Origin of the sequence: Streptomyces sp. NBC_00986, assembly GCF_045162565.1 — a bacterium.
Taxonomy (GTDB): domain Bacteria; phylum Actinomycetota; class Actinomycetes; order Streptomycetales; family Streptomycetaceae; genus Streptomyces.
Genome location: NZ_CP108733.1, coordinates 6711853 through 6738216 on the forward strand (window position 1 = coordinate 6711853; position 26364 = coordinate 6738216).

Genomic DNA, 26364 nt, shown 5'->3' on the forward strand with positions numbered 1-26364 from the left:
GGGGTCCGAAAAGGCTGTGCCCTGAACTAACCGTCCAAGTGCGGTAGACCGGTTAGTCCAGGGCACACACCTTCGGCAGTGGTGGAAGGCTGCCCCCATGAGACTCTTCGCGGCGCTGCTGCCGCCCGAGGACGTGCTGGCCCAACTCGGCGCGGCGGTCGACGAGTTGCACACCCTCCCGGGCGCGGACGCGCTCCGCTGGACGAGCCGCCCGGGCTGGCACTTCACCCTCGCCTTCTACGGCGAGGTCGCCGAGGACGTCGTATCCGAACTGTCGGCCGGTCTGGAGCGGGCTGCGCGCCGGACCGAACCGTTCGGCCTCGCGGTGCGCGGAGGCGGGCAGTTCGGGGACGGGCGGGCGCTGTGGGCGGGCGTGGAGGGGGACGTGGCGGCCCTGCGGCGCCTGGCGGAGCGCTGCGAGGACGCCGCGGCGACGCAGGAGCACCGGCGGTACCGCGCCCACCTCACCGTGGCGCGTGGCCGGGAGGCCATGGACGTACGCCCGTATCTCGACCGGCTCGACGACTTCACGGGCCGTTCGTGGACGGTGGACGAGTTGGTGCTGGTGCGGAGCAACCTGCCGAGGTCGGGTGTGCCGGGGGAGCAGCCTCGGTATGAGGCGGTCGCCCGCTGGGGGCTCGGGGTGGCCGGTTAGGCTCGGGTACGTGGACCCGAAAACCCGGAACCGGATCATGGCCGGTGTGCTTGTGCTGTTGTTCGTCGTCGTGGGGCTTGCGGCTGCGCTCGGTAAGTGAGGGCGGGCGGGGCGTGGGGGACCGCGCGATCGTTGCCGGGTGCGGGCCGGATGTGGCTGGTCGCGCAGTTCCCCACGCCCCTGAAGGGGCGCCTGCCTCAACGGCGATTACCAGGCGAAGGCCTCCGGAGAGGGGCCCGGGCCCGGGAAGATCTCGTCAAGTGACCCGAGAAGTTCCTCGCTCAACTCCAGCTCTACGGCGCGCAGCGCGGACTCCAACTGCTCGGCGGTGCGCGGGCCGACGATCGGGCCGGTGACGCCGGGGCGGGTGAGGAGCCAGGCCAGGGCGGCCTCGCCGGGCTCGATGCCGTGCTTGTCGAGGAGGTCCTCGTAGGCCTGGATCTGGGCGCGTGAGGTCGGGTTGGCGAGGGTGTCGGCGGCCCGGCCGCTCGCCCGGCGCCCGCCCGAGATCTCCTTCTTGATGACCCCGCCGAGGAGCCCGCCCTGGAGCGGGGACCAGGGGATGACCCCGAGGCCGTACTCCTGCGCGGCCGGGATGACCTCCATCTCGGCGCGGCGCTCGGCCAGGTTGTAGAGGCACTGCTCGCTGACGAGGCCGATGGTGCCGCCGCGGCGGGCGGCGATCTCGTTGGCCTGGGCGATCTTGTAACCGGGGAAGTTCGAGGAACCGACGTAGAGGATCTTGCCCTGCTGGATGAGGGTGTCGATCGCCTGCCAGATCTCCTCGAAGGGGGTGGCCCGGTCGACGTGGTGGAACTGGTAGATGTCGATGTAGTCGGTCTGCAGCCGCTTGAGGCTGGCGTCCACGGCCCGCCGGATGTTGACCGCGGAGAGCTTGTCGTGGTTGGGCCAGGCGTCGCCCTCGGGGGCCATGTTGCCGTAGACCTTGGTGGCGAGGACCGTCTTGTCGCGGTGGACGGGGCTCTTGGCGAACCAGTTGCCGATGATCTCCTCGGTACGGCCCTTGTTCTCGCCCCACCCGTACACATTGGCGGTGTCGAAGTAGTTGATGCCCGCGTCCAGCGCCGCGTCCATGATCGCGTGGCTGTCCGGCTCATTCGTCTGCGGTCCGAAGTTCATCGTGCCGAGGACCAGTCGGCTGACCTTGAGGCCTGTGCGTCCGAGCTGCGTGTACTTCATGAGTATCTAGCCAACGACTTCGAGTGCGCTCTACGCAAGGGGAATCGGTCGCGGGGCCCGCGGTCAGCGCCGGGCCGACCGCCTCGACGAGGAGCGGGGCGCCCGGTGTTGGGTGCCGCCCGCCGCCGGTTCGACCTCGCCGTACTCCCCACCCACCCCCCACGCCTGATGCATCGCCCCCGCGAACGCCCCCGTGATCTTGTGCTCGCCGGCCGCGTTCGGATGTGTGCCGTCGTACGTGTCGTGGTCGACGTCGTACGACTCCGGGAGCGAGGCCAGGAGGAGCGGCGAGCGCGGGTCGTCCAGGTCGGCGACCGCCTTCGCCTGGAGTTCGTTGAAGAGGGCGACCTCGGTGGCGAAGGGCGCGTCCGTGCGGGCGCGGACGTTCGGGATCACCGGCAGGAACACCATGCGTACGGACGGCTTCGCGGCCCGGGCCTGCCCCACGAAGGCGCGCATGTTCTCGGCCGTCTGCGCCGCGTTCGTGTAGAAGCCCAGGTCGATCAGGCCGAGGGAGACGAGGAGTACGTCCGCCCGGTGCGCGCGCACCGCCTCGCCGATCAGCGGAGCCATGTGCAGCCAGCCCTCACCCCAGCCGGCCAGGTGGAAGTGCGGGAAGTCGGGGTCGGCGTACTCGTACGACGTGGGCGAGTCCGTCGCCTTGTCGTACAGCGTCTCGCGCGGGCCGACCACGGCGAACGGGCCGCCGTAGGTCGCGCGCAGGTGCTGCCACATCCGGTAGCGCCATGTGTGTTCGCCCGCGCTCCCGATCGTCATGGAGTCGCCTACGGGCATGAACCTGAGCATCCGCTCATGATGGACGATCAACCACCCGTCGACGGAACGGGCGGGGTGTGAGGCCCACCACGCCGACTGCCGGCCCACGGGGGATGGCAGGCTTGGGGCATGCGTCGCTTCCTCGCGTTCCTCGGCGCCGGCTTCCTCGTCGGCGCGCTCGCCCTGCCCGCAGCAGCGGCACCCTCCGACGACGGTGACGGCAAGGGCGACAAGGGGTTCACGATCACGGACTCCCGGATCACGGAGTCGAGCGGGCTCGCCGCCTCGCACCTCCACCCCGGCATCTACTGGACGCACAACGACAGCAACGACGGCCCGTACATCTACGCCGTCGACAGCAGCACCGGCAAGACGGTCGCCACGGTCACCTTCAGCGGCGTCGGCAAGCCGCGTGACGTCGAGGCGATCTCCATCGGCCCGGACAACGAGATCTACGTCGGTGACATCGGCGACAACCTCGACGGGACCTGGCCGTACGTCTGGATCTACAAGCTGCCCGAGCCGAAGGTGCTCAAGGACCAGACGATCCGGGCGACGCAGTACGTCGTGAAGTACTCGGACGGCGCGCGCAACGCCGAGTCGCTGATCGTCCACCCCAAGACCGGACGCGTGTACATCATCGACAAGAAGGAGGACGGCGGGCATCTGTTCGAAGGGCCCGCCAAGCTCTCCTCCTCCGGCACCAACTACTTCAAGCCCATCGCCGCCGTCGACCTCTGGGCCACCGACGCCGCCTTCTCGCCCAACGGCCAACAGCTCGCCGTACGCGGCTACTTGGGCGGCATCTACTACGACTGGAACGGCGGGAAGATCAAGCGCGAGGGGCGCCTCGACGTGCCGTTGCAGGGGCAGGGGGAGTCCGTCAGCTACTCCGCCGACGGGACCAAGCTGATGTACGGGAGCGAGGGCACCGACAGTCCGGTGCAGGCGGAGGACGCGCCCGGGGGCGGTTCGGATTCCTCCAAGTCACCCTCGGGCGGCGGGAGTTCGGCAAGCGGTGACAGTGACGGCGGCTCCGGGAGCAACGTGAAGATCGGTGCCGTGGCCGTCGTGGTCGTCGGCGGGGCACTGTTCGGACTACGGCGCCTCACGCGTCGTAGGAGCTGAACTAGCCGGTTTATCCCGACGGTTGGCCCTCGCCGCGCTGCTGGACCACGACCTCCAGCCCGTCCAGGATCCGCCCGAGCCCGAACTCGAAGTGGTCGAAGCCGGCGCTGAACGTGTCGGGGGAGAGGGACGCGAGCGTCGGGTACGCGCCGGTCGCCATCGCCTTCTCCAGCGCCGGGACCTGGGCGCCGTAGAACTCCGCGTCGGTCAGGCCGGTGCTGCGGGCCGCCTCCTCCTGGTGGACCTGGGTGCGGGCGGCGCCGACGACGTAGCCGTCGATCATGACGACCGTCGAGACGAGTTCCGGGTCGGTCAGGCCCATCGGGCGGATACGGCCGAGCAGGTGTTCCAGGGTGGCGAGGGCGCGGGGTCCGAGCAGCGGGCGGGACTGGTTGACGCGCAGCAGCCAGGGGTGCCGGCGGTGCACGGCGAGGGCGTCGCGGGCGGCGGTCTCCAGCGCCGCACGCCAACTGCCGCTGCCCGCACCGTCGTTGGGGCGGTCCGGGAAGCGGACCCGGTCCAGCATCAGGTCGAGGAGTTCGGCCTTGCCGGGGACGTACCGGTACAGGGACATCGCGCCGGTGCCGAGGTCGGTGGCGACCCGCCGCATGGATACGGAGTCCAGCCCCTCCTCGTCCGCGATGCGGATGGCCGCGTCCACGATCCGGTCGACGGACAGGCCCGGCTTCGGTCCGCGGGTGGGGCGGGGCCCGGTGTCCCACAGCAGTTCGAGGGTGCGGCCGATGTCACCACTGCCGCTGGACTCCGTCGAGGTCATGCGGGGGAGTCTAGGTCGCCGGGCGAAAACCGAGTACGCCGTACGCGCCATCGGATACGGTGCACGCAGTTCGAACGCCCGGTACAGGAGGGAGGGATGAGGCCCCATGAGCGGTGACACCTACGTGGTGGAGGCCGAAGGGCTGGAGAAGCGCTACGGCGACAAACACGCCCTCGACGGCTTCGACCTGGCCGTCCGCGAGGGCACCGTGCACGGTCTGCTCGGCCCGAACGGCGCCGGCAAGACCACCGCCGTCCGCATCCTCTCCACGCTCGTCCGGCTCGACGGCGGCCGGGCGACCGTCGCCGGTCTGGACGTGGCCCGGCAGCCGCGCCAGGTGCGTTCGCGGATCGGGCTCACCGGCCAGTACGCGGCGATCGACGAGATCCTCACCGGCCGGCAGAACCTGGAGATGTTCGGCCGCCTCTTCCATCTCGGCCGCAGGCGCGCCAAGTTGAGGGCGACCCAACTCCTGCGCCAGTTCGACCTGGAGGCCGCGGCGGACAAGGGCGCGGGCGGCTACAGCGGTGGCATGCGCCGCCGCCTGGACCTGGCCGCGTCGATGATCCTGGCCCCCGCCGTCCTCTTCCTGGACGAACCGACCACCGGCCTGGACCCGCGCAGCCGGGGCGAAGTCTGGGAAGCGGTAAGGCAGTTGGTGGCCGACGGCACCACGGTCCTCCTGACCACCCAGTACCTGGAGGAGGCCGACCGCCTGGCCTCCCGCATCACCGTCATCGACCAGGGCCGCGCCATCGCCGACGACACTCTCGACGGCCTCAAGAACCGCGTCGGCGGCGACCGTATCGAGGTCGTGCTGCGCGAACCGGCCCACATCCCCTACGCGCTGCAGGCGGTCGCGAGGGTCGCCCACGGCGGGCAACCGGAGGCGGACATGGGCGAGTTGCGGGTGCACGCGCCGGTGGCCGACCGGGTGGGGTCGCTGACCGAGGTCGCCCGGTACCTCCACCACTACGGCATCCCGGTCGAGGACATCGGCCTGCGCCGCCCGAGCCTGGACGACGTGTTCCTCCGGCTGACGGGCCGCCGTACGGAAGAAGAACCCGAGCCGGAGGGGGAGTTGGGGAAGGACCCGGCGCCGGAGACCGAGGGGGCGGCGGCATGAGCGGCGGCGCGACGACGGCATCCGAGGGAACCGGCCGCACCTACCGCAGACGCCCCCAACACGGCCGCCTCTTCTGGACGATCGCCGACTGCTGGAACGTCGTCCGCCGCGGCCTGACCCACTACCGCCGCCAACCGGTCAGCATCCTCTGGCAGTTGGGCTTCCCGATCCTGTCCGTGCTGCTGTACGGCTACGTGTTCGGCAAGGCGATGCGGGTGCCGGGCGGCGGCGACTACAAGGCGTTCCTGATGCCGGGCATGTTCGTGATGACGGTGGCCATGGGGTTCGTCTCCACGGCGACGATCTTCGTGAACGACGCGAAGAAGGGCGTCATCGACCGGTTCCGTTCCATGCCGATGGCGCCGTCGGCGGTGGTCGCGGGGCGCGGCGCGACCGATCTCATCGTCGCCTGCGCTGAGTTGGGCATCATGATGGCCACGGCGTACGGCATGGGCTGGCGCCCGGAGTTCGGCGCGGGCCCCGACCTGGGCGCGGGCCTCGGCATCGACATCGGCCTCGGCCTGAACTTCGTGAAGGCGGTGGCCCTGCTCCTGGCACTCCGCTTCGCGCTGATCTGGGTGGGCGTCTGGCTGGGGTTGCTGCTCCCGGGCCCCGAACAGGTGGGCGGCCTGTTCGCGATCGTCTTCCCCCTGACGATGATCTCCAGCATCTACGTCTCCCCGACCCAGATGCCCCACTGGCTCGGCCAGGCCGCGCTCTGGAACCCGCTCTCGTCCACGGCGGGCGCGACACGGGCGCTGTTCGGCGCCCCGACGGGCCAGGGCACGTCCTGGCCGGAACAGCATGCGTTGCTGCTGGCGGGGGCGTGGCCGGCGGCGCTGACCTTGCTGTTCCTGCCGCTGGCGGTACGGAGGTTCCGGAGGCTGAGCCGATAGGCGTGGACGACAGTCGGCGTCCGTTGTCTTGACGTGTCCACGTGGCGTGGCTTCCATGGGAGGCGCAGGGTGGTGGGAGCGCTCCCACCAGTTCCGGGCCCGCGCCTCCCGAGAGGAAGCAGCGACATGTTCCGCAGCTTGAGAAGAGCGCTGGGGGTTGTTGCAGCGGTGATCGTGTTACCGCTGGCCGGTGTGCAGACGGTGCAGGCGGCTGGTCCGGCGAGTGTGGCGGGTGCGAAGGAAGCGGCCGCCGACGCACCCGGAGCCGGCTACTGGCACACCAGCGGCCGCCAGATCCTCGACGCGGCCGGGCAGCCGGTCCGTATCGCCGGGATCAACTGGTTCGGCTTCGAGACCGCCAACTACGTTGTCCACGGCCTCTGGTCACGCGACTACAAGAGCATGATCGACCAGATGAAGTCGCTGGGCTACAACACCATCCGCCTCCCCTACAGCGACGACATCTTCAAGCCCGGCACGGTCCCCAACAGCATCGACTTCTCCAGCGGCAAGAACGCGGACCTCCAGGGCCTGAACTCCCTCCAGATCATGGACAAACTGGTCGCCTACGCCGGCCAGGACGGCCTGAAGGTCATCCTGGACCGGCACCGCCCGGACGCCTCGGCCCAGTCGGCGCTCTGGTACACGTCGGCGGTACCGGAGTCGACCTGGATCGCCAACCTCCGCTCCCTGGCAGCCCGTTACGCGGGCCAGTCGACAGTCATCGGCATCGACCTCCACAACGAGCCGCACGATCCGGCGTGTTGGGGCTGCGGCGACATCGCGACGGACTGGCGCCTGGCGGCGGAGCGGGCGGGCAACGCGGTGCTGTCGGTCAACCCGGACCTCCTGATCTTCGTGGAGGGCGTGCAGACGTACGCCGGCGTATCGGGTTGGTGGGGCGGCAACTTGATGGGCGCGGGCCAGTACCCGGTTCAACTCACCGTGCCCGACCGGGTCGTGTACTCGGCCCACGACTACGCGACGAGCGTGGCCCAACAGCCCTGGTTCAGCGACCCGACCTTCCCGGCGAACATGCCCGGGGTGTGGGACAAGTACTGGGGCTACCTCTTCCGGCAGAACATCGCACCGGTGTGGGTGGGCGAGTTCGGCACCACGTTGGCATCGACGGTGGACCAGAAGTGGCTTGCGGCGCTGGTGAGTTACCTCCGCCCGACGTCGACGTACGGCGCCGACTCCATCTCCTGGACGTTCTGGTCGTGGAACCCCAACTCCGGTGACACGGGCGGGATCCTGAAGGACGACTGGGTGACGGTGGACACGGTGAAGGACGGATACCTGGCGAGCATCAAGGCGGCGGGGTTCCCGAGTACGGGGACGGGGACGGGCGGGGGAGACGGAGGCGGCGGCGGAAGCGCGGCCGCGTGCACCGCGACCTACACCGTCACCAGCGACTGGGGCACCGGCTTCAACGCCGCCGTGACGGTGACGAACTCCGGCACCTCGGCCCTCAAGGCCTGGCAGGTGAAGTGGACTTGGTCCGCCACCCAGCAGATCACGAACATGTGGAACGCGACCTACACACAGACCGGGACGAGTGTCACCGCGGTGAACGCGGATCACAACGGGAGTGTGGGGGTGGGCGGTTCGGCGAGTTTCGGGTTCGGGGGAGCTCCGGGGGGCGGGAGCGCACCGAGCCTGAGCTGCACGGCGACGTGAGGGACTGGCCAAGTGCCCGGTCAACGTGAAGGGGCCGGGTGTTACTCGCGGGCGGGGAGGCTGAGGCTGTCGTACGGGAACTTCTGCCTCCCCTTCTGCGGTACTGATTCACGCCCCGCATGATCATCCGACGCGCGACCAAGTTCTACCGCTGGGTCCCCCTGGCCCGCGATCCGCTCACCTCGCGTTGCCAGTCGGCTTTCCTTCGAGGTCCCACGCGTAAAAGTCGGCAGAATTACTACTGAGCGTTACCGTAGTTGGTACTGGAAGCAGCCAGGCAAGGCGGTGGGCTCCGATGGACCCCAAGCATGACGTCACGCCCGAGGCCATAGCGGCGCGCAGGGCTGAGCAGGAGAAGCACTGGTGGGGTCGCCGTAGAGCCAGAGCCCGCGCCGAGAGCGATGAGAGGTGGGCCAACCGTGACCGGCCTGTCACGCGAGAGCGGTTCACCATTGAGGTGACAGAGAACCTGACCGGCCTGGGCGGCGCTCTAGGCCGCAGGAGAAGCCGGAATCAGCTTTTGCGGTATCGCGTCGTTGTAACCGACACCGCGACTGGCCGCCCGCAGTACGTCTCTCAGAGTTTTACGTACCGGACGGCCTTTGCGGTCGGGGAACGGTACGTCAGTGAGCTGGTCAGTGGTGGAAAGCGGGTGAAGTAGACCACCGCTGTCGCACCCACCGCCCACCCGCAGGCCAGGGCACGGCGCCTCATGGCGAGTAGGAGACGGCGTTCGAGGTGGAAGCCGTGCGCCGCGTCGCCTCCGGAGTTCAGCCGTTCGGCACAAGGGCGGGAGTCAGGGGGCGATTTCCGGGATCCCGGCGATGACGTCGATCTCCACCGCGGCGCCCAGGGCCAGTTCGGTGACGCCGACCGTGGTCCGGCTCGGCAAGGGGCCACGGAACCATGTGCGGTACGCCTTGTTGAAGCCGTCGAACTCGTCGAAAGAGGTGAGGTAGACGCGCAGCATCAGCACGTCGTCGAGGGTCAGCCCGAACTGACCCAACACCCCTTCGAGGTTGCGCCGCACCTGCTCCGCCTCGGCCACCAGGTCGCCGCCGCCGACCAGTTCGCCGGTCGCGGGATCGGTGGCCAACTGCCCGGAGAGGAACACGGTCGAGCCCCACCTCGTCGCATGCGAGTACGCGCCCGCCGGCGGCGGAACGGCATCCTCGGTGAAGGAAAAGGTCTCCTTCTGAACCGGCTCGCCCGGCTGAACCGGCGGTACTGGATGGGGGCCTGGAAGCGTCATACGGCAACCTCTCCAAAGCTGTCGACCATGGACCTGAGCTGTCGACCATGGACCTGCGCACGCTATCCGACCGCCGAGCACTTGATCCACAAGAAGCACGAAGGATCTCAACCGTCCAGGGGACAGGGCAGGTTGGGCCTGGCGCGGTTCGGTGTGCAGGTGGATGGGGCGGCGAGGTGGCCGGCGTCGCGGTGTGCTTCGTATGTGAACCGGGCTCGGTAGGCCGCGAGTTCCTCACAGAGCCAGGCTGCCGCGGCGGCCGACCCCGGCCAACCTCAGAGATCGCCCTCTACTTGAAGGCGTTCGAGCAGCTCCGGAGCATGGCCGTGTACGGGGCGGACGCCCGATCCCTGATCGTGAAGGCCATTGACGCGCTGCGCTGATCCGGGCGCGGTGCCCGCCCGACCACACCGGGCGCACCCCCTACTCCTGCAGCGCCCCGTGCCGCCACGCCAGCAGATCGATGCACTCACGCAGTTCGGGCTGCGGCAGGCCGGTGCGTTCGCGCATCGTCTTGATGGCCTGGATACTGCGGCCCGCGGCGATGAGCCCGTCCACCTCTGCTTGTGCCTCCGCCGACAGTCTGTTCCACAACGTGTCATCCACCGTCAGATCCAACCAGGCGAACGGCCTTGGGGCGCGGGATGGTTGATGCAACTCCGCGCCTTGTTGCCGTGGACGGTGACAAATCCACCGACCCGCGCCCCCTCGCGCAACTACCCTGCGGACGCGCCGCGTTACCCAGTGCGGCCGGCGGAGGAATCCCGTGTCAGTGTCCTGTGACCCCGCGTACGCCCCCGCCGACGATGTGGGCGCCGTGCTCATGATGGTCGACTCCCGGATCAAGACCGTCCACGCCGGAAAGTCCGCGACCGACCCCGAACAGCAGGCGCTGATGGACCAGTACCTGGCGTCGCTGGGGCCCGACGGGCTCGACGAACTGCTGGACGGTGCGTGCACGCTCATCTACATGTTCATGACGTGGCTGAGAAAGGCCCATGAGAGCGAGGGCAAGGACGTCATCGAGTACGTGGTGCCCACCCTCGTGGCCACGACGCGGATGATGCCCAGGAGTTGTCCCCCCGAGGTCATCCCCATGATGGCCGGCCTGGTGATCGCCGTGGGTACCGAACTGAGCCCCAACCTGTGGCGTCAGCAGTACGGCGACTGGACCAAGGAGGAGATGACTCCGCTGGAGGCCACGGCGTTCCTGCTCGCGGAACACATCAACCGCATCGCCGACAACCCCGACTTCGCCACCCGCATGATCGTGGACGCGCTGACCAACGTCGGCGGAGAGGGCTGGAAGCCACGGTCACGCGGTGGAATGGGTGTGCGCGCGGGCGCGGTCGAGGTAGGCGGTCAGGGCGTGCCAGGCGTCGGCCGGAACCGTCGGGTCGCCGGACATCGCGGCCGGCTCCTGCTGCCAGGCGGACCGCACCGCGGCCGAGACGCCGCTGTCACCCCCGGTGAACAGCGAACTCAGCTCGTCCATGCGTGCCACCAGCTTCCTCACCCGCGGTTCCGCCGGCTCCACCCCGGCCGTCCGCAGCGCCTCGGCCCTGCGGTACAGCTCCGGCCACTCGACCTCCAGGAGGTAGTGGGCGGCAGGGCCGAGTACCGCCGCCCGGTCGCGCAGGGTCTGCATCTGGTCGTCGTCGAGGTGGCGCCGCAGCGCCTGCTCGCTCTCCGCTCCCGCGCCGCCCGTCGTCCGGAGCGTGCCGATCAACGCGGAGATCTCCGGTGCACGCGCGGGATCGGCGGCCAACTCACCCTGGATGTAGGCAAGTCGGTGCCTCAGCGCGTCCAGGGACGCGATGGACTCCTCTACGGCGGCCAGGTGCTCGCTCACCAGCCGGACCGGGTCGACTCCGACGTCCAGGCAGGTGGCGATGGTCTCCAGTCCCAGCCCGAGACGGCGCAGCGCGAGCACCTGATACAGGCGGACCACATCCTGCTCGGTGTATTCGCGGTGCCCGGCGGCCGTACGCCTGGACGGACTGAGCAGCCCGATCCGGTCCCAGTGATGCAACGTACGAACAGTCAGCCCACTCGCCTCGGCGAGCGCTCCGACCTTCCACGTCTGGTCGATGCTCATGCGCCAACGATGCTCCCTGACGCCGTGTGAGGTGCAAGCCCGCGGTCGCGGCCTCTCAGGGGCGGCGAGTTCGCCTCGGCCGCCGTCCCTGTGCCGTACGTGCAGATGGCCCTCGCGGGGATACGCGGGAGGCGCCGCAGCCAGAACGGTGTCGAGGCGGTACCCGGTCTTGTGGGCCACGCGACAGGAGGCCGGGTTGTCGACCTGGTGCAGGAGTTCCAGGCGCTCCAACCCGTCGGGCCCCAGGGTGTCGAAGGCCCATTCGGTGAGGGACTCCAACGCGCGCGGTGCCACGCCTCGCCCGCGGGCATGCGCGGCGGTCCAGTAGCCCACCTCGGCCGACGGTTTGCCGGCGGCCGCTTCCTTGAGGATCACGTGGCCCGCCAACTGACCCTGAGTGGAGGTGTGTTGGGGTTGCGCTTCGAGGACCGCGAAAGCGAGGTGGTCTCCCGTCGCCCAGTTCCGCTCCTGGTCCCGTACCCAACGCAGCGCATCGGCCGCGTTCTCCACGCCTGAACTGGTCCAGTGGCGCAGTGTGGGATCCCGGAACACTTCGACGAGTGCGGCGACGTCCTCCGTGCGCCAGGGGCGAAGGACGAGGGTGGGAGCGGACGGTGTCGCGCTCGCATGCAGGATCACGGTCTCGTGCTCGTTCACCGGCCGATCGTATGCGGCAGCGTACGGCCCCGATGGACCGGTCGCGTGCCGGTGCCGGGATCTGCGGTGCGGGGCAGCCGTTGATCATGGCGAGCAGCTGCAAGTGCCGTTCCCGGCATGGGTCGTTCACGCCGTGATCGGACCGGTCATGCCCGCGCGCTGTTCCGGAGCCGAGCCGGCCCGGTCGGACACCGCACTGTCCCGCTTCGCCCCCACGCACAACCACACCGCGTACGTTCACTCCCACGCGAAGTTCAGCCCCGGCGCTACGGCAGGCATGGCGTACGTGCGCTCGCGAGGATGAGGGCGATGTCCGTCTTACGGAAGCGTGACGGGCGGTAGTCGCCATACGTAGGGGTCCGGCGTCCGGACTTCTTGTGCAAGTTCCGTGTCACTCAAGGGAGTTCGGGGCGCGAGCAGGCGGGCCGCCGCCTCATGAAGTCGCCGGAACATGACCCTGAACCCCCTCCAGGTCGAACCTCGCCCACACGCACTTCGCGTACGGCTCCTGTCGGCATCCCCAGTTGGCGGCCAGCGCGGCTACGAGCGCGAGGCCGCGGCCGCCTTCCTCATCCGGGGTCGAGTCGTGGGGTCGGGGGAGTCTGTCCCGGTCCGGGTCTGAGACCTCAAGGATCAACTCCGCGCCGTTGAGGGTGAGTTCGACCTTGATCTGGGAGTGGGAGACCCGGCAGTGGGTCACGGCGTTGGTGACGAGTTCGTTGGCCAACAGGGTGACTGCGTCGGCGAGTTCGTCGGTGATCCCCCAGTCCGCGAGGGTCTTGCGGACGCGTTGGCGGGCGACGGGGACGCGGCTTCGGTGCTTGGGGATGCGGAAGCGGGAGCTTTCGGACGCGGGCATGGGGGACTCCGTCCTGACGTGGCGTCAAGTTGGGCTGTGCTGCGGCGCCTTCATGAAGCTAAGGGTGGATTCCGGATCCGCGCAATGTGAATCGGCGAATATATTCGTAAGTGTCACTCGATCGAGTGATGTACCCCTGAGGTTGACGCTCGGTGTGGCATCGTTGCCGCAGAAGAGGGGAGGGCCCATGCCCGCAGGTGGACGGCCGACGGTGCGCAGTAGGCGCTTGGGGACGGCACTCAAGCAGTACCGGCAGGCTGCGAAGTTCGACCAGCCGCAGGCCGCCGATCTGATCGCATCAAGTCAGGCCAGGATCAGCCGCGTTGAGAGTGGCCACGCCACCCCGCGCGTGATCGAGGTGCGGTTGCTGCTGGATGCCTACGGCGTCAAGGACCCGGAAGTACGCGTCAAGCTGGAGGAGTTGGCCAAGAACTCGAAGAACCGGGGCTGGTGGCTTGAGCATGCCGCACACCTGCGGCCGGACTACGTCGACCACATCGCGTTGGAGGATGACGCGACCTACATCCGCGAGTGGCAGCCGGTTACGGTGCCCGGGCTCCTGCAAACTCCGGCCTACGCGGAGTCAGTTATCGCCGGCGGTCCCCACTACCTTGAGCCGGAAAGGGTCGACCAACTGGTGAAGGTGCGGATGGGGCGGCAGGCGAAGATCGACGAGGGCGGGGCGTCGTACACGGTCATCCTCTGGGAGGGCGTCGTCGTGCACCCGTTGGTGAGCGTCGGCGTCCATCGGGAGCAGTTGTCCGCAATCCTTGAGGTCGGAAAGCGGAAGAACGTCACCGTGCAGGTGCTGCCGTTCAGCGCGGGAGTTCTGGCTGGCTACTCCTCCGCCTTCTACTCCTTCAGCTTCGACGAGGAACCGACGGTCGAAGCCGTCGCCATGGACAACCTGCGAGGAACCTCGGTCCTTGAAGGGGCTGAGGATCTTGCCGCTTACGCCAATGCATACGACCTACTACGATCGTCAGCGTTGGCGCCGGATGCGAGCGCGAAGCTCATCCGGGGCGTACTGCGGAGCTTGAAGGAAGACACATCGTGACCAAGGTTGTAAGCCCCTTCTGGAAGTCCTCGTACTCCGGGCAGGAGAACGCCTGCGTCGAGGTCGCCGACACCGCAGCTCACGGCCGAGCTGTCCGCGACAGCAAGCGCCCGGAAGACGGCGCCCCCCTCCTCACCGTCTCCCGTGAGAGCTGGCAGGGCTTTCTCTCGCAGTTCTGAGACACGTCTGCTGCCCCCCCACCGCACCCTCCCCGCAAAAGTGTGACACTTCAGCGCGAAGTGTCACACTTTCACGCCCCACCCCTCCGGAGGCTGCGTCGGGAGGCTACTTGCGGGGCAACGACGTGTTGGTGATCGGCAGCTTCTGGACCGCCCCCGCCACGTACAGGTCCGTCGGAGCCGTGCGCAGCGTGAACGTGTCGTCGTAGGACGAGACACGTACCGACAGGACGAAGAAGCCGTCGTCCTCCGCGGTCACCTTCACGTGGGACTCCTGCTCCCAGTACGTCTGGAGGAAGACCTCCGTGCCCTGGGGCTCGACGCCCTGGGGGAGGGTGACCTTGCCCTGGACGGTGAGGATGTCGCCGGCCTTCACCTTCTTCTTGTTGACCGAGTAACTGACCGAGCTGGAGCGGGTCTTGGCGGCAACCGTGGTCTCCGCGAAGTAGCCGTCCTGCGGGGTGTTGAGGTCGCCGTCCTCGTCGTAGAGGGCGGTGATGTGCACATCGTGCTGGACGTTGAGCAGGCTGCTGCCGCCCGTGCGGTCGATGTCGACGTCCGGGATCGTGAACTTCCCGTTGGCGTCGGTGACCGGCTTGCCCAGGTCGCGGGGCTCGTAGTAGTTGGGGTCGATCGGGTCGCCCCACGGGTTCCAGGTCGTGAACTGGACTACTTCCTGGAGGGCGACGGGGATGTTCGCCGCCGGGGTGCCGTCCGCCTTGGTGACGGTGCCGGTGACGTCGACGTAGCGCTCTTGGTAGTTCGTGCTGGCCGGGTTCGTGGTCACGGTCACCACGTACGCGTCGCCGGGCTCGGCGTCCGAGGGGGCCGCGGAGGCGGCGGGCGCGGACAGGGCACCCGCGGCGAGGAGCAGCGCGGCGGTGGCGGCGAGCCGCGTCGGCAGGGACTTCCTGGGCATGGGGGCAACTCCAACTTCGGTCGGGAATCGAGGAGTTGCGCCGCAGGTGTGCGACGCAACGGGTTCGACCGGCGCGGTGGGGTGGGAGTTGTCCGCTGTGTGTTCGCTGTTACCTGGCTGTGGCGTGCGGGGGGTTTGTCCGGGTTCCTGGTTCACCCGGACTTCGGACGCAGGCTGCCGCGCATTGCCCTACGACGACAAAAGGCGCCCCGCAGATCAACCGCGGGGCGCCTTTCGCCGTCGTAGCCGAAGAACCTGAAAAGGCAGACAGGCCAGGGGAGTTGGAGAAGTCAGAGCTTCTCGATGACGTAGTCGACGCACTTGGTCAGCGCCTCGACGTCCGCCGGGTCGATCGCCGGGAACATCGCCACGCGGAGCTGGTTGCGGCCGAGCTTGCGGTAGGGCTCGGTGTCGACGATGCCGTTGGCGCGCAGGACCTTGGCGACGGCCGCCGCGTCGATCTCGTCGGCGAAGTCGATCGTGCCGATGACCTGCGAGCGCTTGGTGGCGTCGGACACGAACGGGGTCGCGCACTTCGACTCCTCCGCCCAGCTGTACAGGCGGCTCGACGAGTCCTTCGTGCGGGCCGTCGACCACGCCAGGCCGCCCTGGCTGTTGATCCACTCAAGCTGCTCGTTGAGGAGGAACAGGGTGGCCAGCGCGGGGGTGTTGTACGTCTGGTTCTTGCGGGAGTTGTCGATCGCCGTGGGGAGCGAGAAGAACTCCGGGACGTGGCGGCCGGACGCGTGGATGCGCTCCGCGCGCTCGATCGCGGCCGGGGAGAAGACGCCGATCCACAGGCCGCCGTCGGAGGCGAAGGACTTCTGCGGGGCGAAGTAGTAGACGTCCGTCTCGGCGATGTCGACCGGGAGGCCGCCCGCGCCCGACGTGGCGTCGACGAGGACGAGGGAGCCTTCGTCGGCACCCTGCACTCGCTTGATGGGGGCCGCGACGCCCGTCGACGTCTCGTTGTGCGTGTACGCGTACACGTCCACGCCCGCCTCGGCGGCCGGCTCGGGGTGCGTGCCGGGGTCGGAGGAGATGACCGTCGGCTCGGCCAGCCACGGCGCCAGCTTGGCCGCCTTCGCGAACTTCGAGCTGAACTCGCCGAAGGTCAGGTGCTGCGACTTGTTGTCGATGAGCCCGTGCGTCGCGACGTCCCAGAAGGCCGTCGAACCGCCGTTGCCGAGGACGACCTCGTAGCCCTCGGGCAGTGAGAACAGCGCGGAGACGCCCTCACGCACCTTCCCGACCAGGTTCTTGACCGGGGCCTGGCGGTGGGACGTGCCCAACAGAGACGTACCGGTGGCGGCCAGCGCGTCCAGCGCCTCCGTCCGCACCTTGGAGGGGCCAGCGCCGAAACGTCCGTCGGCGGGCTTGATGTCAGCGGGAATCTGGATATCAGCCACGAGCCGGAGCGTATCCCCTCGGTGAAACCGGACGGAAACGCGTCCGTTCGATGAGACGACCGACGAGATCACCGATGAGACGACCCGTCCGGCCCGTGGACAAGTGGATCAGTCGCCCGGCGTGAGCTTCACCGGCAGCTCGAAGATGTCGTTCTGCGTCACCACCGGCTTGTTGCGGAGCTCGCTCGCCGGGACCGCCAGGTCCAGGTGCGGGAAGCGCTCGTAGAGGGCCGGGAGCGCCACGTCCGCCTCCAGGCGGGAGAGGGCCGCGCCCGGGCAGACGTGCGGGCCGTGGCCGAAGGAGATGTGGCGGTTCTCGCTGGTGCGGGTGATGTCGAACTCGCTCGCTGTCGGCCCGTGGGCCTCCTCGTCGCGGCCGATCGCGGCGTACGACACGATCAGCGCGTCCCCGGCCGGGAGGACCGTGTCGCCGACCTGGACGTCCTCCGTGGCGAAGCGGATCAGGACGTGCGAGGTGGGCGTCGAGTGGCGCAGGGTCTCCTCGACCACCGAGGACCAGTCGGCCTCGCCGGCCAGCACCAGGGCGCGCTGGACGGGGTGCGTCGAGAGGTTGACGACCGCGTTGACGATCAGCGAGATGGTCGTCTCATGGCCGGCCGCGACCATCAGCTGGAGCGTGGAGACGATCTCCTCGTCGGTGAGGTGGTCGCCGTTCTCGGACGCCGCGATCAGCGCCGACGTCAGGTCGTCGCCCGGCTCCGCCCGCTTCGCCGCGACCGTCTGCGCCATGATGCCCGCGAGTTCGGTGAGCGTCGCGATGACCTCCGCCGGCGGCGTCTGCGTCGAGAAGAACTTCTCGAACAGCTCCTTCAGGCGCGGGAGTTGGGACTCCGCTATGCCCATGAGGTCGGCGATGACGTACATGGGGAGCGGGTACGCGAACACCGCCTTCAGGTCCACGACGTCACCCTCGGCGGACTCGGCGGACCCAACTCCGTTGAGCAGGTCCTCCGTTCGCTTCGCGATCCGCTCCCGCATCTGCTCCACCCGGCGCGGGGTGAGCGCCTGCGCGACCAGCGTGCGCATCCGGCGGTGGTCCGCGCCGTCCACGGTCAGCATCGAACGGCCCGGGTTCGCGAGCCCGATCAGCGGCCAGTCCGCGGGGATCTCACCGCGCTGCCAGGCACCCCAGACGTTGATGTCCTTGACCAGCCGCGGATCCGTGAGCAGCTGTTTCGCCTCGGCGTGCCGCGTCACCGCCCACACGGGCACGCCACCGGGCAGTTCTACGGCGGCCAGCGGACCGGCCGCACGCAGCCTGGCGCTCTCGCCGTCCAGGTCGCCGACGAAGGGGTCGAGGACGATACGGGTCTCTTCGGTACCGGTGCTCATACGGGGGTGCCTCCAAAGGCAGGGCTGGGCTCAGAGGAAGGGCAGGGGCAGGGCGCAGGGGTCGGAACTCAGAGCGCGGCGACGGGCGTGAACCGCACCGGCAGTTCCGTCAGTCCGCGCAGCCACGGCGAGGGCCTGCGCGTGAGGGACTCGGCCGGTACCGCCAGGTCGATGTCCGGCAGCCGGTCCAGTACGACCTCGATCCCCGTCCGCGCGATCACCTCGGCCACCTCCTGCGCCGGGAACGGACACCGGTGCTCCCCGTGCCCGAAGGAGAAGTGCGCGTTGTTGCCGCCGGTGAGCGCGGAGCCGTCGGTGCGGACCTGGGGGTCGGAGTTGGCACCCTGGAGACCGAGGAGGAGCAGGTCGCCGGCGCGGATGCGGCGGCCGCCGAGCTGGGTGTCGCGGGAGGCCCAGCGCCCGGCCACGTTCTGCGTCGGGGTGTCCTCCCAGAGGACCTCGTTCATCGCCTCGGCGACACTGTTGCGGCCGCCGAAGAGGGAGGCCGCGAAACGGTCGTCGGTCAGCATCAGGCGCAGCGAGTTGCCGATCCAGTCGGCGGTCGGCTGGTGACCGGCCGCCATCATCACCATCAAGTCCTGGGCGATCTCGATGTCGTTGAAGCCGGACTCGTGCGTCAGCATCCGCGACACGACGTCGTCGGCCGGCTTCTCCTTCCGGTCGGCCAGCAACTGCCCCATGGACGTGGCCAGATGGGTCTGCCCGGCGATCGCCCGCTCACGTCCGTCGATCATGTCGTTGAGCGCGGTCACCAGGCCCGGACCCTGCTCGTCCCGGAAGCCGTAGAGCCGGGCCAGGACCCGTACCGGCAGCAGCATCGCGTAGTCGCCGACGATGTCCGTCTCGCCCTTGGCGCAGATCCCGTCGATCAGTTCGTCCGCGAACTTCTCGGTGTACGACCGGAGTTCGGACGGGTCGACGGCCTCCAGCGCGTCGCTGATCATGCCGACGCGCTCGCGGTGCCGCTCGCCGACCGTGTAGAGGATCGACGGCTGCTTACGGCCGATCATCGGCAGCAGCGGCCAGTCGTCGGGGATGCCGTCCCACTGGTTCCACAGGTCGGAGTCACGGCTGAACAGCACCGGATCGCCGGTGACTTGGTGCAGCTCGCGGTAGCCGAGCACCAGCCAGGCCGGTATGTCGCCGTCGAGCACCACGGGGGTCACGGCGCCGTGCTCGCGCCGCATCTCCCGGTACAGCTGCGCCGGTTCGGTCTGGAACCTGGGTCCACTCAGCGGTACGGGCGCGGTCACAGGGACAACTCCTGGTGGGGGGCGGGGACTTGGGGGCGGGCGGGGACCTGGCCGTCGTAGCGACCGGGACCCTGGCCGTCGTAACGGGCCTTGGTCTGTTCGTTCTTGACGTGCTCGACCAGGGTGATCAGGACCTGTTTCGCGGACGCGCGGGAGCGGGCGTCGCAGTCCAGGAGGGGGACGTGCGGGTCGAGGTCGAGGGCCTCGCGGATCTGCTGCGGGGCGTACGTGGTGCCGCCGAAGTCGTTGCAGGCCACGATGAAGGGGGTGCCGTGGTGTTCGAGGCGGTCGATGGCGTACCAGGAGTCGCCGATCCGGCGGGTGTCGACGAGGACGACCGCGCCGAGCGTCCCGGAGAAGAGGCGGTCCCAGAGGAACCAGAACCGTTCCTGCCCGGGGGCGCCGAACAGGTACAGCACGTTGCGGGCGTCGAGCGTGATGCGGCCGAAGTCGAAGGCGACGGTGGTCGCGGACTTGCCGCGCACCTCGCTGATGTCGTCGACGGCCTCGCCGGCCTTCGTCATCGTCTCCTCGGTGTTGAGGGGACGTATCTCGCTGACCGAGCGGACCAGCGTGGTCTTGCCGACGCCGAAGCCGCCGACGACCACGATCTTCAGGCCGTTGTCGGCGGAGGCACCCAAGGGGGTGCGCGCGTCAGAGGTTGCGGAGTCCAACGAGCACCTGTTCCAGGACGTCGGGATCGAGATCGGCCTTGCGCGGATGGCGGGCGCTGACCCGGCCGGCCGCGAGAAGGTCGGAGAGGAGGATCTTGGTGATGCTCACCGGGAGTTTCAGCTCGGCCGCCAACTCGACGACGGCCGTGGGGTGTTCGGTGATCCGCAGGATCGCCGCGTGCTCCGACTGCATCCCGGTCACCGGATCGCACTCGGCGACCACGAGGGTCACCAGGTCGAACGGGCTGTCCGGGCCGGAACGGGTGCGGCCTCCGGTGAGCGTGTAGAGGCGGTCGGGGGAGTCGTCCCTGCCGGGGCGGGTCATCAGGTACGGGGTTCCGCGCGCAGGTGCTCGCCGAGCTGTTCGACCAGCTCGCTCATGTTGTGCCCGATCAGCCCCGCGTCCGCGTCCTCGGTGGTGACCAGGGCCAGGTGCGCCCCCTCACCCGCCTCGACGATGAACAGCACGCCGCCGTAGAACTCCGTCATCGCGGAGCGCACACCCCCGCTGCCGTCCCCGAACTCCACCGACGCGCCGTGCGACAGCGACTGGATCCCGGCGGCGATCGCGGCGAGCTGGTCGGCCTGGTCGACGGAGAGTTCGGGCGTCCGGCACAGCTTCAGGCCGTCCCGCGACAGCACGAGCGCGTGCCGCGCGCCCGGGGTGCGCTCCAGGAGGCCCTCGATGAGCCAGGTGAGCTTCTCGTCGGCGGTCGTCGTGCCGGTCATGAGGTGGGGTTGCCTTCCGGGTGGGAGAGGGAGGGGGTGGGCTCTGCAGATACGGGGCTGTCCGCTGATACAGGGCTGTCCGCGTCGGTGTCGGACGCGCGCGTGCCCTGGTCGGTCGCCGCCTCGCGCACGGCCTGGCGGAAGCTGTTGAAGCGGGCGGTGCGGACGAGGGTGTCGTCGGCCGAGGGGGCGGGGCGTGTCGTCTCGGGGGCGGCGGACTCGGCACGCGCGCGTGAACGCTCGGCCTCCGCGAGTGCCTGACCCCGGCGACGCTTGGGGAGGCCTTCGGGCAACGTGTTCGCCACGTCCAGCACGGCATCGGCAGGGGCGTCCCGGTCCGGCGACTCGTGCGTGGGCACCGGGTCCGGGTCGAGGTCGGCGAGGGTGCGTCCGGCGGCGTAGGACATCCAGGGATGGTCCCGGACGGAGGCCGCGGGCTCAGCAACTGCCTCCGGATCCCCCGGTGTTGACGGCGAGGGCTGCGGTGACGCCTCGGGGAGGTCCAGGGACACCTGCGGTGCCGGCGCGTCCTGGGGCACCAGGATGTCCTGCGGTACGAGCATCAGGACGCCGGTGCCGCCCCGCGCGGAGGGCCGGTACGACACCTTCAGGCCGTACTTGCGGGCCAGCCGCCCGACGACCGCGAGGCCCAGCCGGGTGCCGGTGAGGCCGCCCAGTTCGGTCGAGTCACCGGAGACGGCACGCTCGGCACGGCGCAGCTGGATGTCGCCCATGACCAGGCCGCTGTCCTCCACCGAGAGGATGACCCCGGCGGGCACTTCTTCTACGTAGACATGCACTTCGGCGCTCGGCGGCGAGAAGTTCGCGGCGTTGTCGAGGAGTTCGGCGAGCGCGTGCATCACGCCCTCGGCCGCGTGCCCGGCGACGGCGGTGTCGCTCGCGGAGTGCACGCGCACGCGTTGGTAGCCGCTGATGCGGCCCATCGCGCCCCGCAGGATCGACTCCATGGCGATCGGGCGCGCCCAACGGCGCCCGGAGCGCGCGCCCGTGAGGACGGCGACGGAGTCGGCGAGACGGCCCGCCTGCGCGGTGCGGTGGTCGAGGTGGAGCAGGTCGGCGAGGACGTCCTCGTCCGAGTGCCGCTCCTCCATGGCGCGCAGGTCGGCGAGCATGCCGGTGGCCAACGCCTGCATCCGGCCCGCCGCGTTGGCGGTCGCGGAGAGCGCGGCGGCACGCTCGTGGGAGTCGCGGCGGGCCCGCTCGGCCAGCTGCTTGTTCTCGGCGCTCAGCCGGGCGCGCTCCAGCTCGCTCTCCTCCGTGAGGCGGCTGCGCTCCTCCGCGAAGGAGGTGGTGAGCCGCATGCGCTCCTGGGAGAAGTCGGAGGTCAACCGGGCGCGTTCCTGCGAGAGTTCAGCGGTCAGCCGGGCCCGCTCGTGGGTCAGCTCCTCGGTCAGCTGCACGCGCTCCCGGTCGAAGTCCGTGCTCAGCCGGGCCCGTTCCTGCAGCAGGCGTCCCGCGTCCAGGGTGACGGCCTCGAGGCGGCGGCGGGTGATCCGGGCCGTCTGGTACGCGTGCGTGGCGAGCGCGACGGCCGCGCACAGCAGCAGCGCACCGGCCCCCGCACCGCAGGCGACCGCGAGCCGCTTCGAGCCGGGCGTCACATAGACCGCGCCGGCGACCGCGAGCCCGGCCAGTACGGCGGTGAACAGGGGGACGGGGGCGACGGTGCGGAAGGTGGGTCGTTCGCCGGGAAGTATGGGGGCGGTCATGAAGGGGGTCCTCGGTCGGGTCCTCGGGCGTCTTTGGTCGTGGTCCTCAGTCGTCCTCGGTCGTGTCCTCGGGGGGTGCTCGTCGGGTTCCTGGGCGAGAAGCGACACCGGGTGCTCAACTGCCGGTCACTATATGAGAATTAGTGATCGAACTGGGGAGGTTCTGGAGGCGTTTACGGAATCGGTGCCCTGTGGATGCGAAGTATCCCGGAACGTTTCGCCAGATGCCGGACGGTCACTGTCAGTGGTCGGGTGCATGCTGGGGACATGGCGGATCTTCAGGCGGAACTGGCGGGTGTGCGGGCGGAGCTGCGCAGGACCGTCCGGGGCGAGGTCGGTTTCGACGTCACGTCCCGGGCGCTGACGACCATGGACGCGTCCAACTACCGACGCGTCCCCCTGGGCGTCGTCGCACCCCGTGACGCCGACGACGTGGCGGCGACGCTCGCTGCCTGCCGGGCGCACGGGGTGCCGGTGGTGGCCCGCGGCGGCGGCACGTCGATCGCCGGCCAGGCGACGGGCACCGGTGTGGTCCTGGACTTCACCCGCCACATGAACGGACTGGTGTCCCTGGACCCCGCCTCCCGTACGGCGGTCGTCCAGCCCGGCCTGGTCCTCGACCGCCTCCAACAGGCCGCCGCCCCGCACGGGTTGCGCTTCGGCCCCGACCCCTCGACCCACAGCCGCTGCACCCTCGGCGGCATGATCGGCAACAACTCCTGCGGCTCCCACTCGGTCGCCTGGGGCACGACGGCGGACAGCGTGAGTGAACTGTCGGTGATCACCGCGCGGGGGGATCTTCTGCACCCCGGCCGCGACTGGACAGGCGCTCCGGAAGGCCTGCGCCCGCTCGTGGAGACCGAGTTGGCCCGCCTGCGCACCGGCTTCCCGGACCTCCCCCGCCGTATCTCGGGCTACGCGTTGGACGCCCTCCTCCCCGAGAACGGCGCGGACGTGGCCCGCTCCTTCTGCGGCAGCGAGGGCACGCTGGGCATCCTCACGGAGGCGGTCGTACGCCTCGTCGAGGCACCCCGCGCGCGTGCGTTGGCGGTGCTCGGTTACGCCGACGAGGGCGCGGCGGCGGAGGCGGCGGCGGGCCTGCTGGTCCACGGCCCGCTGACGGTGGAGGGCATGGCGGCCGACCTGGTCCGCTCGACGGCCGACCTCCCCCGGGGCGGAGCCTGGCTGTTCGTGGAGACGGGCGGCGACACGGAGGCGGAGGCACGCACGCGTGCGGAGACCATCGTCCGCGCGGCCGACGTCCTCGACTCCCTCGTGGTCACGGACCCTGCGGGTCAACGGACCCTGTGGCGCATCCGCGAGGACGCGAGCGGTACGGCGACGCGCATGCCGGACGGTTCGGAGGCGTGGCCGGGCTGGGAGGACTGCGCGGTACCGCCGGCCCGACTGGGCGCGTACCTACGGGACTTCAGGGGCTTGCTGACCGCGCACGGCCTACGGGGCACGCCGTACGGCCACTTCGGGGACGGCTGCATCCATGTCCGCATCGACTTCGACCTGTTGACGGAGCCGGGGGTGGCGCGCTTCCGCCGCTTCTCGGAGGAGCTGGCGGAGTTGGTGGCGGCGCACGGCGGCTCGCTCTCCGGCGAACACGGGGACGGTCAGGCGCGCGCGGAACTCCTCCCGAAGATGTACGGCGAGGAGATGGTGACCCTCTTCGAGCGCGCGAAGGGAGTCTGGGACCCGGACGACCTCCTCAACCCCGGGATGCTCGTGCGGCCCGCCCCGCTGGACACGAACCTCCGCTTCTCGGTGCTCCCGCGCAAGCCGGTGGACGTGGTGTTCGGCTACCCGTCCGACGGCGGGGACTTCTCGGCGGCGGTACGGCGGTGCGTGGGGGTGGCCAAGTGCCGTACGACAGAGGCGAACGGGCCGTCGGTGATGTGCCCGTCGTTCCGCGCGACGGGAGAGGAGCAGCACTCCACGCGCGGGCGTGCCCGACTCCTCCACGAGATGCTCGCGGGCGAACTGGTCACCGACGGCTGGCAGTCGACGGAGGTCCGTGACGCGCTGGACCTCTGTCTGTCCTGCAAGGGCTGCCGCACGGACTGCCCGGTCGGGGTCGACATGGCCACGTACAAGGCGGAGTTCCTGCACCACCACTACGAGGGCCGGCGCAGGCCCGCGGCGCACTACGCGATGGGGTGGCTGCCGCGCTGGCTACGGCTGGTGGCGCGCACCCGCACGGCATGGCTGGTCAACTCCCTCGCTTCCGTACGGCCGTTGGCGGCGCTGGCGAAGCGGCTGGGCGGGATCGCGGGGGAGCGGGGGATTCCGCGGGTGGCGGGGACGACGTTCACGCGCGGATGGCGACGGGAGGTGAGGGCGGCGACGCGGCGAAGCATGCGGGCGGGAGTGGAGTACTCGGAGACGCCCGCGCGGGGTCATGTCCTCCTCTGGCCGGACACGTTCACGGAACACCTCTCGCCGGCGGTCGGGCAGGCGGCGGTACGGGTGTTGGAGGCGGCCGGGCTGGGCGTACTCCCGGTCCTGCCGGCGATGAGGAGAATCAGCAAGCCGGTGTGCTGCGGCCTGACATACGTCTCGACGGGCCAACTGGACCGCGCCCGCGAGGTGATGCGCCGCACGCTGGACGTGATGGGCGAGCTCCCGGGCGCGGGGGATGTGCCCATCGTCGTCCTGGAACCGAGCTGCGCGGCAGCCCTCCGCACGGACCTCCCGGAACTACTCCCCGACGACCCCCGAGCAGCCCGCCTGTCCGCCTCGGTCCTCACCTTCGCCGCAGCCCTGGAACGCCTCGCCCCCGACTGGGCCCCGCCCCGCATCAACCGCCCCACGGTCGGTCAGACCCACTGCCACCAGCACGCGGTACTGGGCGACGCCCCCGACCGCCGCCTGCGCGAGGCGGCCGGCCTGACGGGTGAACTGGCGGGCGGCTGCTGCGGGTTGGCGGGCAACTTCGGCTTCGAGAAGGGCCACTACGAGGTGTCGGCGACATGCGCCGAGGAACAACTCCTCCCGGCGGTACGCCAGGCACCGGAGGACGCGCTGATCCTGGCGGACGGCTTCTCGTGCCGTACGCAGCTGGAGCAGTTGGCGGGCGTACGGGGTCGGCATCTCGCGGAGGTCCTGGCGGACGCGCTGGAGGGAGAAGCGAAGTGACCGACGAACTGGGCCGGGTCGCCGTCCTCTCCGACATCCACGGCGTGCTCCCCGCCCTGGAAGCGGTCCTGGCCGAACCGGAGGTGGCCGCCGCCGACCGCATCGTCCTCACCGGCGACATCACGGCGGGCCCCCAACCGGCGGAAGCAGTAGACCTGTTGAGAGCCCAGGCCGACCGAGTGCTGTGGATCTCGGGCAACGCGGACCGCGAACTGGTCGAGTACCGCAGAGGCGAACGCGCCGACATCCCCGACCCGATCGCCCCGTACGCGGCGACCGCCCTCCGCCCCGACCAGATCGACTTCCTGGCCACCCTCCCCAAGACGCTCACCCTCACGATCCGCGGCCTGGGCAAGGTCCTCTTCTGCCACGCAACTCCCCGGGACGACGAGGAAGTTGTCCTGGTCGACTCCCGCCCCGCCCGCTGGACGGAGGTCCTCACCGGCCTTGACGACGACGTCCGCACGATCGTCTGCGGCCACACCCACATGCCGTACGTCCGCCTCGCCCACGGCCGCCTGATCGTCAACCCCGGCAGCGTCGGCATGCCGTACGGCCGCCCCGGCGCACACTGGTGCCTCCTGGGCCCGGGCACGGACCTGCGCGTCACGCCGTACGACATCCCGGCGGCGATCACCCGCCTCACCCGCGAGTCCGGCTACCCGGAGATCGCGGAGTGGGCGGACTACTTCCTCAACGCGAGGGCGTCGGACACGGAGGCGATGGAGGTGTTCGGACCCCGGGACGGGCGCGGATGACTGCCTAGGCTGGCCGTTCGACCACGGTTTCG

Annotated in this window: 25 protein-coding genes and 2 pseudogenes; 12 read left to right on the forward strand and 15 right to left on the reverse strand. The window is 69.8% G+C overall.

The genetic code is table 11. The features are described from left to right. The first annotated feature begins 97 nt into the window (after positions 1 to 97). Positions 98 to 655, forward strand: coding sequence for an RNA 2',3'-cyclic phosphodiesterase (thpR, locus tag OG504_RS30085; protein WP_405992598.1), 558 nt, complete (start codon positions 98 to 100; stop codon positions 653 to 655). Between the two features lie 207 nt (positions 656 to 862). On the opposite strand, the gene OG504_RS30090 is transcribed toward thpR, so the two are convergent. Together OG504_RS30090 and OG504_RS30095 are read right to left on the reverse strand one after the other, a co-directional pair. Next, on the reverse strand, positions 863 to 1855 hold the full coding sequence (locus tag OG504_RS30090; protein WP_405992599.1) for an aldo/keto reductase: 993 nt from the start codon (positions 1853 to 1855) through the stop codon (positions 863 to 865). Between the two features lie 63 nt (positions 1856 to 1918). After that, positions 1919 to 2662: an SGNH/GDSL hydrolase family protein gene (locus OG504_RS30095; RefSeq protein WP_405992600.1), complete on the reverse strand. Its 744-nt coding sequence runs from the start codon at positions 2660 to 2662 to the stop codon at positions 1919 to 1921. A 99-nt stretch (positions 2663 to 2761) separates the two neighbouring features. Here OG504_RS30095 and OG504_RS30100 point away from each other — a divergent pair, with 99 nt between their 5' ends. Beyond that, positions 2762 to 3760, forward strand: a complete 999-nt coding sequence (locus OG504_RS30100) for a WD40 repeat domain-containing protein (RefSeq protein WP_405992601.1) — start codon at positions 2762 to 2764, stop codon at positions 3758 to 3760. A gap of 10 nt (positions 3761 to 3770) precedes the next feature. On the opposite strand, the gene OG504_RS30105 is transcribed toward OG504_RS30100, so the two are convergent. Next, positions 3771 to 4538, reverse strand: coding sequence for a TetR/AcrR family transcriptional regulator (locus OG504_RS30105; protein ID WP_405992602.1), 768 nt, complete (start codon positions 4536 to 4538; stop codon positions 3771 to 3773). A gap of 106 nt (positions 4539 to 4644) precedes the next feature. Between OG504_RS30105 and OG504_RS30110 the strand changes: the two genes are divergently transcribed. The 4 genes from OG504_RS30110 (at position 4645) to OG504_RS30125 (ending at position 8901) form a co-directional block, all read left to right on the forward strand. After that, positions 4645 to 5664, forward strand: coding sequence for an ATP-binding cassette domain-containing protein (locus tag OG504_RS30110; RefSeq protein WP_405992603.1), 1020 nt, complete (start codon positions 4645 to 4647; stop codon positions 5662 to 5664). Further along, a complete protein-coding gene (locus tag OG504_RS30115) occupies positions 5661 to 6560 on the forward strand; it encodes an ABC transporter permease (protein WP_405992604.1) in 900 nt (299 codons plus the stop codon). The genes OG504_RS30110 and OG504_RS30115 overlap by 4 nt, the downstream gene beginning before the upstream one ends. 126 nt (positions 6561 to 6686) lie before the next feature. Further along, entirely contained in the window at positions 6687 to 8240 is a 1554-nt protein-coding gene (locus OG504_RS30120) for a cellulase family glycosylhydrolase (protein WP_405992605.1), read from the forward strand. Between the two features lie 295 nt (positions 8241 to 8535). Then, positions 8536 to 8901 carry a hypothetical protein gene (locus tag OG504_RS30125; RefSeq protein WP_405992606.1) on the forward strand — a complete coding sequence of 122 codons (366 nt, stop codon included), beginning with the start codon at positions 8536 to 8538 and terminating at the stop codon, positions 8899 to 8901. A 135-nt stretch (positions 8902 to 9036) separates the two neighbouring features. Here OG504_RS30125 and OG504_RS30130 read toward each other — a convergent pair whose 3' ends face one another. After that, the gene (locus OG504_RS30130; RefSeq protein WP_405992607.1) at positions 9037 to 9492 is read right to left on the reverse strand and encodes a RidA family protein; all 456 of its coding nucleotides are present in this window, start codon (positions 9490 to 9492) and stop codon (positions 9037 to 9039) included. Positions 9493 to 9767: 275 nt separating this feature from the next. Here OG504_RS30130 and OG504_RS30135 point away from each other — a divergent pair. Beyond that, a pseudogene (locus OG504_RS30135) lies at positions 9768 to 9875 on the forward strand (transcriptional regulator); the annotation flags it as partial. A 40-nt stretch (positions 9876 to 9915) separates the two neighbouring features. Here the strand turns inward: OG504_RS30135 and OG504_RS30140 are convergent. Next, a complete protein-coding gene (locus tag OG504_RS30140) occupies positions 9916 to 10098 on the reverse strand; it encodes a hypothetical protein (protein ID WP_405992608.1) in 183 nt (60 codons plus the stop codon). A 160-nt stretch (positions 10099 to 10258) separates the two neighbouring features. On the opposite strand from OG504_RS30140, the pseudogene OG504_RS30145 reads away from it, so the two are divergent. Further along, positions 10259 to 10783: pseudogene (locus OG504_RS30145) on the forward strand (hypothetical protein); the annotation flags it as partial. Between the two features lie 24 nt (positions 10784 to 10807). Here OG504_RS30145 and OG504_RS30150 read toward each other — a convergent pair. Together OG504_RS30150 and OG504_RS30155 are read right to left on the reverse strand one after the other, a co-directional pair. Next, positions 10808 to 12247: a GNAT family N-acetyltransferase gene (locus OG504_RS30150; protein WP_405992609.1), complete on the reverse strand. Its 1440-nt coding sequence runs from the start codon at positions 12245 to 12247 to the stop codon at positions 10808 to 10810. Between the two features lie 433 nt (positions 12248 to 12680). Continuing rightward, complete coding sequence (locus OG504_RS30155) at positions 12681 to 13106, reverse strand: ATP-binding protein (RefSeq protein WP_405992610.1); 426 nt, start codon at positions 13104 to 13106, stop codon at positions 12681 to 12683. 187 nt (positions 13107 to 13293) lie between these two features. Here OG504_RS30155 and OG504_RS30160 point away from each other — a divergent pair, with 187 nt between their 5' ends. Next, the gene (locus OG504_RS30160; RefSeq protein WP_405992611.1) at positions 13294 to 14163 is read left to right on the forward strand and encodes a helix-turn-helix domain-containing protein; all 870 of its coding nucleotides are present in this window, start codon (positions 13294 to 13296) and stop codon (positions 14161 to 14163) included. Next, positions 14160 to 14342: a DUF397 domain-containing protein gene (locus OG504_RS30165; RefSeq protein WP_405992612.1), complete on the forward strand. Its 183-nt coding sequence runs from the start codon at positions 14160 to 14162 to the stop codon at positions 14340 to 14342. The genes OG504_RS30160 and OG504_RS30165 overlap by 4 nt, the downstream gene beginning before the upstream one ends. Positions 14343 to 14448: 106 nt before the next feature. Here OG504_RS30165 and OG504_RS30170 read toward each other — a convergent pair whose 3' ends face one another. The 8 genes from OG504_RS30170 to OG504_RS30205 all read right to left on the reverse strand — a co-directional run bounded on the left by OG504_RS30170 (position 14449) and on the right by OG504_RS30205 (position 22430). After that, positions 14449 to 15261, reverse strand: a complete 813-nt coding sequence (locus tag OG504_RS30170; protein ID WP_405992613.1) for an acyl carrier protein — start codon at positions 15259 to 15261, stop codon at positions 14449 to 14451. Positions 15262 to 15551: 290 nt separating this feature from the next. Continuing rightward, complete coding sequence (gene serC / locus OG504_RS30175) at positions 15552 to 16670, reverse strand: phosphoserine transaminase (RefSeq protein WP_405992614.1); 1119 nt, start codon at positions 16668 to 16670, stop codon at positions 15552 to 15554. Between the two features lie 108 nt (positions 16671 to 16778). Further along, positions 16779 to 18023 (reverse strand): cytochrome P450, encoded by a 1245-nt coding sequence (locus OG504_RS30180; RefSeq protein WP_405992615.1) that lies wholly within the window; start codon positions 18021 to 18023, stop codon positions 16779 to 16781. Between the two features lie 68 nt (positions 18024 to 18091). Then, entirely contained in the window at positions 18092 to 19297 is a 1206-nt protein-coding gene (locus tag OG504_RS30185; RefSeq protein ID WP_405992616.1) for a cytochrome P450, read from the reverse strand. After that, the gene (locus OG504_RS30190; RefSeq protein ID WP_405992617.1) at positions 19294 to 19971 is read right to left on the reverse strand and encodes a GTP-binding protein; all 678 of its coding nucleotides are present in this window, start codon (positions 19969 to 19971) and stop codon (positions 19294 to 19296) included. Before OG504_RS30190 ends, OG504_RS30185 begins: the two co-directional genes overlap by 4 nt. After that, positions 19952 to 20296 (reverse strand): DUF742 domain-containing protein, encoded by a 345-nt coding sequence (locus OG504_RS30195; RefSeq protein WP_405992618.1) that lies wholly within the window; start codon positions 20294 to 20296, stop codon positions 19952 to 19954. Before OG504_RS30195 ends, OG504_RS30190 begins: the two co-directional genes overlap by 20 nt. Continuing rightward, positions 20296 to 20700, reverse strand: coding sequence for a roadblock/LC7 domain-containing protein (locus OG504_RS30200; protein ID WP_329251992.1), 405 nt, complete (start codon positions 20698 to 20700; stop codon positions 20296 to 20298). Before OG504_RS30200 ends, OG504_RS30195 begins: the two co-directional genes overlap by 1 nt. After that, on the reverse strand, positions 20697 to 22430 hold the full coding sequence (locus OG504_RS30205) for an ATP-binding protein (RefSeq protein WP_405992619.1): 1734 nt from the start codon (positions 22428 to 22430) through the stop codon (positions 20697 to 20699). Before OG504_RS30205 ends, OG504_RS30200 begins: the two co-directional genes overlap by 4 nt. A gap of 267 nt (positions 22431 to 22697) precedes the next feature. Between OG504_RS30205 and OG504_RS30210 the strand changes: the two genes are divergently transcribed. Both OG504_RS30210 and OG504_RS30215 read left to right on the forward strand, forming a co-directional pair. Continuing rightward, positions 22698 to 25574 (forward strand): FAD-binding and (Fe-S)-binding domain-containing protein, encoded by a 2877-nt coding sequence (locus OG504_RS30210; protein ID WP_405992620.1) that lies wholly within the window; start codon positions 22698 to 22700, stop codon positions 25572 to 25574. Further along, a complete protein-coding gene (locus OG504_RS30215) occupies positions 25571 to 26332 on the forward strand; it encodes a metallophosphoesterase family protein (protein ID WP_405992621.1) in 762 nt (253 codons plus the stop codon). Before OG504_RS30210 ends, OG504_RS30215 begins: the two co-directional genes overlap by 4 nt. Positions 26333 to 26364: the final 32 nt, after the last annotated feature.